Genomic DNA, 12,602 nt, shown 5'->3' with positions numbered 1-12,602 from the left:
CGCGATACCGTCTTTTCAAAAGGGGAAGTACATGGCTTTGCGCATTGCTTACGTCACCAGCGGTATGGGCCACACGGGCACCGCGATCTGCCAGGCGCTGCACAACGCGGGACACCGCGTGGTGGCGGGCTGCGGGCCGCGCTCCTCGCGCAAGGACCACTGGCTGAAGGAACAGAAGTCCCTGGGCTACGACTTCGTCGCTTCCGAGGGCGACGCCACGGATTGGGCTTCGACCGAGGCGGCCTTCGCCAAGGTGCGGCGCGAAGTCGGCGAGATCGACGTGCTGGTGAACAATGCCGGCGCCATGCTGGACATGCGCTTTCGCCAGATGAGCCAGGCGGATTGGTCTGCGGTGCTGCGCAGCAATCTGGACACGCTGTTCAACACCACCAAGCAGGTGGTCGACAGCATGGCCGACCGCGGCTGGGGCCGCATCATCAATATCGGCTCGGTGGCCGCGGAGAAAGGCCAGATCGGGCAGATCAACTACGCCACCGCCAAGGGCGCCGTGATCGGCTTCACCCGCTCGCTGGCGCAGGAAGTCGCGGCGCGCGGCGTGACCGTCAACCTGGCGTCGCCGGGCTTCATCGCCGACGACACCGTGAAGGCTTTCCCGCCGGCGCTGTTGGACCGCATCATCGAAAGCGTGCCGGTGGGCCGGTTGGGCACGGCCAAGGATCTGGCGGGGCTGTGCGCCTGGCTGGCGTCGGACGAGGCGGCGTTCGTGACGGGAGCGAACTACGCGATCAATGGCGGCGTGTATATGAGTTGAGGGCAGCGCCGCAGGGCGCCTTGCGCTTACACGTCGATCTGCTCCAGCCGTTGCTGGTCATCAGCGTGACGACTTCATGTGGGATCGTACCGTCTGCGGGAATGCGCGGCGGCCGCCGGGCAATGGCTGCCGGTGCTCCGGTCAAGGCTAGATACTCCGAATCGCTTTTAAGTCTTCTCATTGCTTCTCAAGAAAGCACGAGTAGGAACCCTCCATCTTCTAAGGTGTTTCAGGAGGGCCGGACAAGCCTTCTGCCGCCATTCCAGGACGAACGCCCGATTTGTCTTGGTGCTCAATTCGCCAGCTTCACCGCCCCGCTATCGATCAGTTTCTGCCACTTGGCGCTGTCCGCCTGGATGAATGACTGCAATTCCTCCCGCGAGCCGCCGCCGGCGATCATGCCGGCGTTGTCCAGGGCGGCCTTGAATTCCGGCGTGGCGACGGCGGCGCGCAGCGCCGCGTTGACTTGATCGAGCTGTGCCGCCGGGATGTCCTTGCTGGCCGCGACCGAGAACCATTGGGTGGCGGCGTAGCCCTTGAAGCCGGACTCTTCCACCGTGGGCACATTGGGCAGGCTATCCAGGCGGTAGGGCGTGGTGACGGCGTAGGCTTTCAGCGTGCCGGCCTTGATCTGCGGCATGACCGGAGCCGAGCCCAGGATGGCCAGGGGGATCTGGCCGCCAGCCACGTCGGCCACCGCCTGGCCGCCGCCCTTGTAGGGCACGTGCACGATGCGGGTGCCGGCGTATTGGTTGAGCAGTTCGCCCGCCAGGTTCTGCGAGGTGCCGTTGCCCGAGCTGCCGTAGCTCCAGGCTTCGGGCCGCTGTCGGGCGTCCGCCAGCACGTCCTGCAAGGATGCCTTGGCGTCCTTGGCGGGGCCGACGATGACCATGGGGCCCTGGGCCATCAGGATCACGGGCGCCAGTTCGCGGCCGATTTCAGGCTGGGGCGTGGGGTAGATCAGCGGACCGGGCACGGTCAGCAGATAGCCGTCGCTGGCCTTGCTGCGCGCCACCAGTTGCAGGGCGATGGCGCCGGCCGCGCCGGGGCGGTTTTCGACGATGACGTTCAGGCCGCTGCGCCGGGCCAGTTCCTGCGCGGCGATGCGGGTCAGCACGTCGGCGGTGCCGCCCGGCACGAAACCGATCACCCAGGTGATCTGCTTGCCGGGCCAGTCCAGCTTGTTGTCCGCCGCGCTGGCGGCGGCGGTCAGCGCGGCGCCCAGCAGCAGCGCGCAGCAACGGATAGCGAATTTCATGTTTTCCCCTTGTTTTTTTGGTCAGGCTGGCGCGAGCCTCAGCTCGGGTCCGGCTTGCCTGGCGGCGTATTCGGATGCGCGGCGCAGGACTGGTTGAAGGACTGCACCATTTTCAGGATGGGCCCCAGCACCCAGGTGTTGAAGATGAGGATGTCGCTTTCTTCCTTGGGGTCCTGCTTCAGGTTGAACAGGTACGGCGACTCCAGTTTGCCCTTGCCTTCGTTGACCTCGGGCTCCCAGTAGAAGTGCAGCTTCCAGTCCCGCCATTTGACCGCGCGCAGGTCGTTCTTGATGTAGAACAGAAAGCCTTCCCGCAGCGACGCCGGGCTGGCGCCGGTGAAGAAGTCGGTCTGGTCGATGCCGTCGATGGGGCGGTCCTGCGGAATGTCCGCGCCGCCGATGCGTGACAGCGTGGTGTACAGGTCGGTGACGTGCACGATCTCGTTGGAGACCTGGCCGGGCTGCACCTTGCCGGGCCAGCGGATCATGAAGGGTACGCGCAGGCTGCCTTCCATGGCGGTGTGGTAGGTGCCGGTCCAGGGGCCGGCGGTGCCGCGGTAGGGCTTGCGGAATTCCGGGCCGTTGTCGCTGCAGAAGATGAACACGGTGTCGTCGCGCAGATTCAGCTCGTCCACCGCCTGCACGATCTGGCCGACGCGATGGTCCATTTCCACCATGGAATCGGCGAAGTCGCCGGCGCCGGTACGCCCGGCGAAGTCCGGATGCGGCAGGGTGGGAAAGTGCAGGTGCACCAGCGGCAGGTACAGGAAGAAGGGGCGGCTGGCCTCGGCCTGCTTGCGCATGAAGCCGATGGACCGGTCGACCAGTTCGGCGTCGATGCCGCGGCGAGTCTCCAGGTCGTAGACCTTGACGTTTTCCGACGGTGCGCCGGCCTGGCCCTGCATGATGTGCGGAATATCGGCGACCGAGGGGTCGAAGCCGATGGACGAGGTGAACTGGCTTTCGTCGGTGGTGCGGGGAATGCCGTACCACTCGTCGAAGCCGCGGTCGGACGGATAGCGGCCGGGGATGTCGCCCAAGTGCCATTTACCGTAATGCGCCGTGGCGTAGCCCTGGCCCGACAACTGCTGGGCCAGGGTGATCTCGTCCCGCGCCAGCCCTTGCGGCAGGCCGGGAGGGACGGATTGCAGGCAGCCGGTGCGGATAGGGTGGCGGCCGCTCATCAGCGCCGAGCGCGTGGGCACGCAGTCGCTTTCCACGTTGAAGTTCTGCAGCAGCAGCCCTTCGGAGGCCAGCCGGTCGATGTGGGGGGTGGGCGCGCCGCGCAGGGCGCCGCCGCCGTAGCAGCCCAGCTCCCCCCATCCCAGGTTGTCGGCCACGATCAATACGATGTTGGGCTTCTTGTCCACGCGCTGCGTCTCCTGTCGATCCTCGGGTTTATCCAGGGATTCTAGGAGCGTGGGCTCGGCTTAATATTCCTGAAGCTGAGTCTATGCATAACCAATGATTATGAATCTGTCGCTGCGTGACATCGAGTACTTCCTGGCCGTGGTGGAGCACGGCAACCTGGACCGCGCGGCCGCCGCCTGCGGTGTCAGCCAGCCGGCGCTGTCGAAGTCATTGCAACGGCTGGAAGCCGACACCGGGCTGGCCTTGCTTGATCGTGGCGGGCGCGGGTTGCGCCTGACTTCGGCGGGCCTGGCGTTCCGTGAGCATGCGCAGCGGCTGTGGGCGGAATACCGCGACGCCGTGCGCAACGCGATGGAGCTGCGCCTGGGCGAGGCCGGGCTGCTGCGCATCGGCGCCACTGGCGCCACGGTCGACAGCGTGGTGATGCCGGCGCTGCGCCGCTTGCTGCCGCGCCGGCCCGCGCTGCGGGTGCAACTGACGCAAGGCCAGTCGGACGATCTCAACGAGCAGGTCGCGGGCGGCAAGCTGGACTTGGCAGTGACGCCGATCTATGCCGACGTACCGGGTTCGCTGCACCAGGAATCGATCCGCGAGGACGGCCTGTGCGTGGCCGCCAGCCGCAAGCATCCGCTGGCCTCGCGGCGCAAGCTGGCGTTGCGCGATCTGGCCGGCCAGCGCTGGATCCTGCCCATGCAGGGGTCGGTGGCGCGCCAGGCGCTGGAGGCCCGCTATGCCGAGGCGGGCCTGGCGCTGCCGTCGGCGGCGCTGGAGGTGCAGCATTTTTCAGGGGGCGCGCTGGCATTGCTGGCGGGTTCGGACCTGCTGGCGCTCATGCCGCAGAGCGCGCTGGACGGGAACATCGTGGAGCTGCCGGTGACGCTGGGCCGGCCTCTGCGGCGCAGCATGGCGCTGGTCACGCGCCACGGCGCCACCTGGTCGCCGCTGATGCAGGAGTTCCGCGCAGCGGTGCTGGAGGCCGTGGGCTAGTACTCCGATTCCACCTGCCAACTGATGGGAATCTCGGCCACGCTGGCGCTGGGCGGCAGTTCCAGCACCAGCCGGGCCATGCGGGCGATGTCCTCGGGCTGGGTCAGGCGGGTCTTGATTTCCGCGGGCACGCCGTCGGCCATGTCGGTGGCCACGAAGCCTGGGCAGATGGCGGTGCAGCGTATCTGGTGGGGATCGCCGCAGTGGCGGATGCCGTGGGCCAGCGCCAGCGCGGCGAACTTGCTCATGGCGTAAAGCGTGCCTTCCGGCGCCCGCACGCGCTTGCCGGCCAGCGAGGCCATGACCAGCACCTTGCCGGCGCCTGACGCGATCAGGTGCGGCCAGGCCTTGCGCGTCAGGCGCATGGGCGATTTGACGTTGACGGCGAACAGCCGGTCGAACTCGTCGTCCGTGGCCTCGACGACCGAACTCTTGCTGAGAATGCCGGCGTTGTGGATCAGCGCGTCGATGCGGCCGTAGCGCGTCATGGCGGATTCGATCCAGGCGTCCTCGCTGGCCGCGTCCTCGGCGTCGAAGCGGGCGCGGTGCACCTGCGCGGGCGGAAAGCCGTCGAAGGCGTCAGTGGCGCTGCGGGTGCCGGCGCTGATGCTCCAGCCGTTGGCCAGCAGTTCGCGGGCGATGGCCAGGCCTATGCCGCGGCTGGCGCCGCTGATCAGCGCGACGCGGGGAAGGGTTGACGGTTGCATCGCGTTCCTGGTCTGTGGGGATCGTTGGGCTTAACGGCGGGCATGGCCGAGGTAGCCTTCCAGCATCGAGCGGGTGTTGGCGCGCAGGGCGTCGATGGCGTAGCCGCCTTCCTGCACGAACAGGGTAGGCAGGCCCAACTGCGCGATGCGCCTGCCCAGCAGGGCATAGTCGGGCGTATCCAGGCTGAGATTGCCGAAGGCATCCCCGCGGAAAGTGTCGTAGCCGGTGGCCACTACCAGCGCGCGCGGCTTGAACTGTTCGATGCGTTCCAGCGCCGGCTCGAAGGCCTTGAGGTAGCCGGCGATTTCGGTGCCCGCGGCCAGCGGCAGGTTCAGGTTGTAGCCCTCGCCCGCGTCCTTGCCGGTTTCCTCGCCATAGCCGCTGGAGAAGGGATAGATGCTGGCGGGGTCGCCGTGGATCGAGATGGTCAGCACGTCGTCGCGGCCATAGAAGATCTGCTGCGTGCCGTTGCCATGATGCACGTCGATGTCCAGGATCGCGACCCGGCCCCATTGCCCGGCCAGCCGTTGCGCGGCCAGCGCGGTGTTGGCCAGCAGGCAGCCTCCCATGCCCATGTCGCTCATGGCGTGGTGGCCGCTGGGCCGCACCAGCGCGTACACGCTGGACGAGCCGTCCAGTACCGCTTGCGCCGCGGCGACCGCGGTTTCAGCGCTGGCGTAGACGTTGCGCCAGGTGTCCTCGACGATGGGGGTGGCGCCGTCGGCCAGGTAGCGGCCCGCCATGGCCACGGGAGTGGATGCGCGCATATCGGGGTAATGGCGGTTGGGCCAGATGTTGGGGCGCACCTCGAACGAGGCATCGGGCGCCTTGCGCCATTCGGTCCAGGCGCTTTGCAGGTAGGCCAGGTAGCCGGGCGTATGGATCTGGGTCAGCTCGGGCACGCCTTGGGCCAGCGGCCCGACGGTCTGGCAGTCCAGCCCGGCGTCGCGCAGCGCCGCCTCGATCTCGCGGCCGCGGCCGCGCGCGTCGTGGTGCGGTTTGAGGATGCCGCGGACCAGGGCGTTGCCGGTCCAGTCGGCGTCGTGCAGGGGGGAAAGCAGGGCCTTCATCGTTGGGATTCCTGGATAGCTGGGGGCGCGAATGAGTAGAGAGCAGCCATGGGTATCGGGCCTATTTCCATTGGCGGCCCGGTACCGCGTCGATGAGCTGCCGGGTGTAGGGGTGCGTCGGCGCCTGCAGCACCTGGGCGGCGGGGCCTTGCTCGACGATGGCGCCTTGCTGCAGCACGACGATGCGGTCGCACAGCTGGGCCGCCACGCGCAGGTCGTGGGTGATGAACAGCATCGACAGATGCAGCTTGTCCTTCAACTCCTTCAGCAGCGTCAGCACTTGGTCCTGCACCGACACGTCCAGCGCCGATACGGGTTCATCGGCGATGATGAGCTCGGGCTGGGCCGCAATGGCGCGGGCCAGGCCCAGGCGCTGGCGCTGTCCGCCCGAGAATTCGTGCGGATAGCGCTCCAGCGCCGAGGCGTCCAGCCGCACCAGTTCCATCAGTTCGCGCGCGCGGCGCAAGGCCTGCTCCCTCGGCACGCCCTGCGCGACCAGTCCGCTGGTCAGGATGGTCGCTACGCGGTGCCGGGGATTGAGCGAGCCGTAGGGATCTTGGAACACCATCTGCACCGAACGGCGCACCGCCGTGTCGCGGAAGGCGCCTCGCGCGGTCAGGTCGGCGTCCTTCAGGCGCACCGCGCCGCCGTCGGCGGCGATGAGGCCGGCGATGATGCGGCCGATGGTCGACTTGCCCGAGCCCGATTCGCCGACCAGGCCCACGGTTTCGCCGCGCGCGATCTCGAAGCTGACGTCGCGCACCGCGGGAAACTGGCGTGCCGGCTTGAACAGGCCGCTCTTGCGCACGTACGTCTTGCGCAGCCCGCTCACCGACAGCAGCGCCTGGGCCGCGACCGGGGTCGGGGGCGGAGGCACGGACGACGGCACCGCGGCCAGCAGGCGGCGGGTGTAGTCGGCCTGGGGATGGTTGAGTACCTGCGCGGCCGCGCCGGTCTCGACCACGCGGCCGTCCTTCATGACCACGATACGGTCGGCGATTTCCGAGACGACGCCGAAGTCATGGGTGATGAACAGCACGCCCAGGTGCTTGCGCTTCTGGATGTCCAGCAGCACTTCCAGGATCTGGGCCTGGGTGGTCACGTCCAGCGCCGTGGTCGGCTCGTCGGCGATGAGGATCTCGGGTTCCAGCGCCAGCGCCATGGCGATCATGACGCGCTGGCGCTGGCCGCCGGACAGCTGGAAGGGATAGGAATCCGCGATGCGGCGATGGTCGTCCAGCCCCACCGACACCAGCAGCGCGGCCAGGCGTTCGGCGTTTTGCGTGGTGTCGGTTGCGCCGTGCTCGCGCAGCATTTCGACGATCTGGTCGCCGCAGCGGATCAGCGGGTTGAGTGCGCTGAGCGGCTCCTGGAACACCATGGCGATGCGCTTGCCGCGGATCTTGCGCAGCGCGCTCAGGCTCAGGCCGGTCAGCGCCTGGCCATCCAGCCGTATCGCGCCGCCGCTGACGTTCACGCCGCGCGGCAGCAGGCTCAGCACGGCATGGGCCAGCGTGGATTTGCCGGAGCCGGATTCGCCCACCACGCAGACGATTTCGCCTGGCGCGATGTCCAGGCTGACGCCTTCGACCGCGTAGGGCCGGTCGGCGCCGGCGGGCAGCTTGATGGACAGGTCTTCGATCTGGAGCAAGCCGTTCACGGTTATTGTCCCTTGCGGTGCAGACGCGGGTTAAGCGCGTCGTTCAGGCCTTCGCCCACCAGGTTGATCGCCAGCACGGTCAGGAAGATGGCAAGCCCGGGGAACAGGCACATCCACCATGCCAGGCGCAGCAGCGAGCGCGACGCGCCCACCATGTAGCCCCAGCTCATCAGGTTGGGATCGCCCAGGCCCAGGAAGCTGATGGCGCTTTCCAGCAGGATGGCGTTGGCCACCATCAGCGAGGCCATCACGATCAGCGGCGACAGGCAGTTGGGCAGGATTTCGGCGATGACGATGCGCAGATTGGACAGGCCCTGCACCCGCGCGGCCTCGACGAATTCGCTGGACTTCACGCGCATGAATTCCGCCCGCACCAGCCGCGCCACCGGCGGCCAGCTCACCAGCCCCACCGCGGCAATCACCGAGGCGAAGGAGGGCTGGAAGATGGCCACCAGCACGATGGCGAAGAAGAAGCTGGGGATGGTCTGGAAGATCTCGGTCAGGCGCATCAGGATCTCGTCGCTGCGCCCGCCCAGGAAACCGGCGGGGATGCCCACCGCCAGTCCGATCACCAGCGCCACGGCGGTGGCCACGCAGCCCACCAGCAGCGAGGCGCGCGCGCCGTGCACGATGCCGGAGGCGATGTCGCGTCCCAGCGAGTCCGAGCCCAGCCACACGCCGGCCTCCTGCAGCGGCTTGAGAAAGGGCGCGACCGACGGGTCCCAGGGATTTTCCGGATAGAGGCCGTTGGCGCCCAGCGCCATCAGCACGATCAGGCACAGCACCAGCAGGCCCGCGACGGCGCCGATGTTCTTGGCATAGCGTTTGGACAGGCCTTTCATGCAGCACTCCGCATACGGGGATCGATCAGCAGGTACATCAGGTCGGTGATGAGGTTGAACGCCACCACCATCAGCGAGGTGCAGAAGAACACGCCCAGCAGCACCTGGTAGTCGCGCTGCATCAGCGCATCAAAAGCCAGGCGGCCGATGCCGGGCCAGGCGAACACTGTCTCCACCAGCACCGAGCCGCCGATCAGCTGCCCCGCCTGGATGCCCGCCAGGGTGATGACCGGGAGCACCGCGTTGCGCAGCTGGTGCACCCAGACCACGCGGGCGGGCGACAGGCCCTTGGCCCAGGCGGTCTTGACGAAGTCGGCGGTCTGCACCTCGTTCATCGAGGCCCGCGTCATGCGGGCATACAGCGCCAGGTTGAACGCCGCCAGCGTCAGCACCGGCAGCACGGCGTGGTGGGCGATGTCCAGCGCGCGCGCCAGGCCGCTCTTGCCGGAGCCCATGGCCTCCAGCCCGAAGGGCGGAAACCAGCCCAGTTGCACCGAGAACAGCAGCACCAGCATCAGCCCCACCCAGAAAATGGGCGTGGCGTAGAAGGCCAGGGACCCGGCGGTGATGGCGGAATCCTTCCAGGTGCCGCGGTACTTGCTGGCCAGCACGCCCAGCAGGACCCCGCCTAGAAGCGACAGCAGGAAAGCGGGTATGGCCAGCACCAGCGTGGCGGGTAGACGGTCCGCGATCAGGTCCCACACCGGTTGTTGCTGGCGGTAGCTGAAGCCCAGGTTCAGGGTCGCCATGGAGCCCAGGTAGCCGGCCAGTTGCACGGGCAGCGGCTTGTCCAGGTTGAACTCCTTGCGCAGCTGGTCGATGTACTGCTGGTCGGAGGCGCCCGCCTCGCCGGCGAGGACGCTGACGGGATCGCCCGGCGCCATCCGCACCAGCATGAAGTTGATGACCGCCACGGCCAGCAGCACCGTGATGGACTTGATCAGGACGGACGCGACCGCCAGCAGGGGCTTCATGGCCTGCCTCTCCTTACTTCTGGATATAGGTCGTGGCGAAGGTCTCCGCCACGCCGATGGCCGAAGTCGTCACGTTCTTGACGGACTTGCTGGTGATGGTCGGGAACGACAGCTCCACCAGCCAGGCCGAGGGCGCGTCTTCGGCCAGCGTGGTGGCCGCCTGCGTGTACAGCTGCTGGCGCTTCTGCTTGTCGGTTTCCAGCGAGGCGCTGGTGAATACCTGGTCCAACGCGGGGTTGTTGTAGCCGGAGATGTTGGTGCCGTAGACGCCCTGGCGGATATTGTCCGAGCGGTAGCTGCGGTCCACGCCCAGCGCGGGGTCCGAGTATTGGTACAGGTAGGTGACCGTCATGTCGAAGTCCCAGTTGGCATAGCGGCGCGCCCAGTTGCCGGCGTCCGTGCTTTCCAACACCACGTCGATGCCGACTTTGCCCAGCGAGTTCTTCACGGACTCGGACACCTTGTTCCAGGTGTCGCCGTAGGGCAGGCCGAGCAGGCGCAGCGATACGCGCTTGCCGTTGGCGTCGGGCTTGAGGCCCATTTCGTCGAGTAGGGCGATGGCCTTCTTCGGGTCGTACTTGTATTGCGGAATGTTGGGGTCGTAGAAGCTCGTCACCGACGAGATCGGGCCGGTGGCGGGCCGCGCGGCGCCGAAGAAGATGCGCTTGGCGATGAAGTCGCGGTCGATGGCGTATTGGATCGCCTGGCGGAAGCGCTTGTCGTCCAGCGGCTTGACGCGGTGGTTCAATTCGATCCACGACAGCGGGCCGGCGAACTCATAGCCCTTGGTGGTGACTTCCAGCGCGGGGTTGGCCTTGATCTGCGGCAGGAAGGCGAAGTCGATGTCGCCGAAGCTGGCGACCTGCACCGAGCCGTTCTCCAGCGCCAGCAGGCGCGATGCGGAGTCGGGGATGACCTGGAAGTAGACGTTGTCCAGATAGGGCAGGCCGGCCTGCCAGTAGGCCTCGTTGCGCACCAGCTGCACGTACTGGCCGCGCTTCCATTCCTTGAACTTGAAGGGGCCCGTGCCGATCGGCGTCTGGTTGGCGGGGTTGTTGCGGAAGTCCGTACCCTTGTACAGATGGGCGGGCATGATGGGCGCGCTCGACACTTCGAAGGCGTTGAGGAAGGGCGCGTAAGGCTGCTTGAGCGTGATCTTTACCGTATTGGCGTCGGGCGTCTCGATGCTGGCCACGTGCGACAGGTTGCCGCGTGCGCGCGGGTGGGTCTGCGGCAGGTAGTCCTGCAGCGAGAAGCGCACGTCTTCGGCGGTGAAGGGTTTGCCGTCATGCCAGGTCACGCCCTGCTGCAGATGGAAGGTGTAGACCAGGCCATCGGGCGAGATTTCCCACGATTTTGCCAGCGACGGCTTGGCGGTCAGGTCGAAGTCATAGGTCAGCAGGCCTTCGTAGATCTTGCCCGCCGCGATCTGCGTGGGCGTCTGCTGGTTCAGGCCGTAGATCAGCGTGGGCGGTTCGGGATTCAGAATCACGTTCAAGGTGCCGCCGCGCGTCTGCGCATGGGCGCCGGACGCTGCCGAGGCCAGGAGCGCGGCGCCCAGGGCGAGTTGGCCGAGCATCGATTTCATCTTGGGTGGAAGCTGCTTCATTTTCTTTTTTTCCTTTCTGTAGCGTGGAGACTGCGAGTGGACGGCCCGATGTGTCAGGGCCGCGCGGCGGCGCATTGCTGTTCCAGGGCCTGCAACAGCAGGTCCGCGTGGGCCTTCTGGAAAGTGAGGGGCGGGCGGATCTTCAGTACGTTGGCCTGCGGACCGCTGGCGCCTATCAGCACGCCGGCATGGCGCAGCCCGTTGACCAGGGCCGCCGCGACGGCGGGCGCGGGCTCGGCGGGGCGGCGCGCGTTCACCAGTTCCACGCCCCAGTACAGGCCGCGGCCGCGCACGTCGCCGATGATGGGATGGGCCGCGGCCAGGCGGCGCAGGCCGGCCTCCAGGTAGGCGCCGACCTCGGCCACTCGGTTGGGCGCGTCCATGGCTTGCAGCGCGTCCAGCACCGCCAGCCCGACCGCGGCCGACACCGTGTTGCCGCCGAAGGTATTGAAGTAACGGCACTTGCGGCCGAATTCCTCGACCAGGTCCGAGCGCAGCACCAGTGCGCCGATTGGATGGCCGTTGCCCATGGGCTTGCCCAGCGACACCATGTCAGGCAGCACGCCGTCGCGCTGGAAGGCCCACCAAGTCCGGCCGGTGCGGGCCAGGCCGCCCTGGACTTCATCGGCGATGAACAGCCCGCCGCGTTGCCGGATGGCGGCCGCGGCCAGCGCCAGCGCCTGGTTCGACTCGGTGTGGATGCCGTCGCTGGCGAAGACGGTGTCGACCATCAGCGCGGCCGCGGGGGTGCCGGCCTGGGCCAGTTCGTCGGCGGCGGCTTGCACCGCCTCGGCGAAACGCGAGGCGGCCAGGGCCGGATCGCCCCGGTAGCTGTCGGGCGGCGGCACCGTGCGCACATGGCTGGCCACGGGGCGCAGCGAAGGCGACATGTCCGCCAGCGACCGCGTCACGCCGTGATAGGCATTGCGGGTGACGATGAAGCCCGTGCGGCCGGTAGCCTCGATCGCCACGCGCAGCGCCAGGTCGTTGGCCTCGCTGCCGGTGCAGGTGAACATGGCGTTGTCCAGGCCGGCCGGGAACAGCGCCAGCAGCCGCTCCGCGTATTCGACCACGCCTTCGTGCAGATAGCGGGTGTGGGTGTTCAACACCGCCGCCTGGCGGGCCAGCGCCTCCACCACTGCGGGATGGGCATGGCCGACCACGGGCACGTTGTTGTAGGCGTCCAGATAGCGCTTGCCCTGCGCGTCTTCCAGCCAGACGTCCTCGCCGCGCACGGGATGCACGGGCTCGTCGTAGAACAGCCGGTAGGCCGCGCCCAGCGCGCGGCGGCGGCGCGCCAGCAGGTCGCCGGATGCAGGGGGGGAAGCGGGAAGATCCTGGGACATGGCGG

The 12,602-nt window shown here is 67.7% G+C and carries 11 protein-coding genes; 2 read left to right on the top strand and 9 right to left on the bottom strand.

Annotation, left to right across the window (positions count from 1 at the left end):
• Positions 1-31: 31 nt before the first annotated feature.
• The gene (locus FOC84_RS05790) at positions 32-772 is read left to right on the top strand and encodes an SDR family oxidoreductase (RefSeq protein WP_173143583.1); all 741 of its coding nucleotides are present in this window, start codon (positions 32-34) and stop codon (positions 770-772) included.
• A gap of 292 nt (positions 773-1,064) precedes the next feature.
• Here FOC84_RS05790 and FOC84_RS05785 read toward each other — a convergent pair whose 3' ends face one another.
• Both FOC84_RS05785 and FOC84_RS05780 read right to left on the bottom strand, forming a co-directional pair.
• Positions 1,065-2,030 carry a tripartite tricarboxylate transporter substrate-binding protein gene (locus FOC84_RS05785; protein WP_173143582.1) on the bottom strand — a complete coding sequence of 322 codons (966 nt, stop codon included), beginning with the start codon at positions 2,028-2,030 and terminating at the stop codon, positions 1,065-1,067.
• 38 nt (positions 2,031-2,068) lie between these two features.
• Positions 2,069-3,400, bottom strand: a complete 1,332-nt coding sequence (locus FOC84_RS05780; RefSeq protein ID WP_173143581.1) for an arylsulfatase — start codon at positions 3,398-3,400, stop codon at positions 2,069-2,071.
• A gap of 94 nt (positions 3,401-3,494) precedes the next feature.
• On the opposite strand from FOC84_RS05780, the gene FOC84_RS05775 reads away from it, so the two are divergent.
• Complete coding sequence (locus tag FOC84_RS05775; RefSeq protein ID WP_254241915.1) at positions 3,495-4,388, top strand: LysR family transcriptional regulator; 894 nt, start codon at positions 3,495-3,497, stop codon at positions 4,386-4,388.
• Here the strand turns inward: FOC84_RS05775 and FOC84_RS05770 are convergent.
• From FOC84_RS05770 to FOC84_RS05740, 7 genes are all read right to left on the bottom strand, one after another.
• Positions 4,385-5,095 carry an SDR family NAD(P)-dependent oxidoreductase gene (locus tag FOC84_RS05770; RefSeq protein ID WP_173143580.1) on the bottom strand — a complete coding sequence of 237 codons (711 nt, stop codon included), beginning with the start codon at positions 5,093-5,095 and terminating at the stop codon, positions 4,385-4,387. The genes FOC84_RS05775 and FOC84_RS05770 overlap by 4 nt on opposite strands.
• 30 nt (positions 5,096-5,125) lie before the next feature.
• Entirely contained in the window at positions 5,126-6,166 is a 1,041-nt protein-coding gene (locus FOC84_RS05765; RefSeq protein ID WP_173143579.1) for a histone deacetylase family protein, read from the bottom strand.
• Positions 6,167-6,227: 61 nt separating this feature from the next.
• Entirely contained in the window at positions 6,228-7,826 is a 1,599-nt protein-coding gene (locus FOC84_RS05760) for a dipeptide ABC transporter ATP-binding protein (RefSeq protein ID WP_173143578.1), read from the bottom strand.
• A 2-nt stretch (positions 7,827-7,828) separates the two neighbouring features.
• A complete protein-coding gene (locus FOC84_RS05755) occupies positions 7,829-8,668 on the bottom strand; it encodes an ABC transporter permease (protein ID WP_173143577.1) in 840 nt (279 codons plus the stop codon).
• Positions 8,665-9,642: an ABC transporter permease gene (locus FOC84_RS05750; RefSeq protein WP_088155783.1), complete on the bottom strand. Its 978-nt coding sequence runs from the start codon at positions 9,640-9,642 to the stop codon at positions 8,665-8,667. The genes FOC84_RS05755 and FOC84_RS05750 overlap by 4 nt, the downstream gene beginning before the upstream one ends.
• 13 nt (positions 9,643-9,655) lie before the next feature.
• Positions 9,656-11,230 (bottom strand): ABC transporter substrate-binding protein, encoded by a 1,575-nt coding sequence (locus FOC84_RS05745; protein ID WP_217278803.1) that lies wholly within the window; start codon positions 11,228-11,230, stop codon positions 9,656-9,658.
• Positions 11,231-11,304: 74 nt separating this feature from the next.
• On the bottom strand, positions 11,305-12,597 hold the full coding sequence (locus FOC84_RS05740; RefSeq protein ID WP_173143575.1) for an aspartate aminotransferase family protein: 1,293 nt from the start codon (positions 12,595-12,597) through the stop codon (positions 11,305-11,307).
• Between the last annotated feature and the right edge of the window lie 5 nt (positions 12,598-12,602).

The organism is Achromobacter pestifer (assembly GCF_013267355.1).
Taxonomy (GTDB): Bacteria; Pseudomonadota; Gammaproteobacteria; order Burkholderiales; family Burkholderiaceae_B; genus Achromobacter; species Achromobacter pestifer_A.
The sequence above is the reverse complement of the archived record's forward strand: the minus strand, read 5'-3'. Positions and strand labels throughout refer to the sequence as shown.

Bases quoted from the DNA above. Each gene is read 5' to 3' on its own strand.
- FOC84_RS05785 (WP_173143582.1), bottom strand. From the start codon at position 2,030: ATGAAATTCGCTATCCGTTGCTGCGCGCTGCTGCTGGGCGCCGCGCTG.
- FOC84_RS05775 (WP_254241915.1), top strand. From the start codon at position 3,495: ATGATTATGAATCTGTCGCTGCGTGACATCGAGTACTTCCTGGCCGTG.
- FOC84_RS05745 (WP_217278803.1), bottom strand. From the start codon at position 11,230: ATGAAATCGATGCTCGGCCAACTCGCCCTGGGCGCCGCGCTCCTGGCC.
- FOC84_RS05755 (WP_173143577.1), bottom strand. From the start codon at position 8,668: ATGAAAGGCCTGTCCAAACGCTATGCCAAGAACATCGGCGCCGTCGCG.
- FOC84_RS05740 (WP_173143575.1), bottom strand. From the start codon at position 12,597: ATGTCCCAGGATCTTCCCGCTTCCCCCCCTGCATCCGGCGACCTGCTG.
- FOC84_RS05790 (WP_173143583.1), top strand. From the start codon at position 32: ATGGCTTTGCGCATTGCTTACGTCACCAGCGGTATGGGCCACACGGGC.
- FOC84_RS05770 (WP_173143580.1), bottom strand. From the start codon at position 5,095: ATGCAACCGTCAACCCTTCCCCGCGTCGCGCTGATCAGCGGCGCCAGC.
- FOC84_RS05765 (WP_173143579.1), bottom strand. From the start codon at position 6,166: ATGAAGGCCCTGCTTTCCCCCCTGCACGACGCCGACTGGACCGGCAAC.
- FOC84_RS05750 (WP_088155783.1), bottom strand. From the start codon at position 9,642: ATGAAGCCCCTGCTGGCGGTCGCGTCCGTCCTGATCAAGTCCATCACG.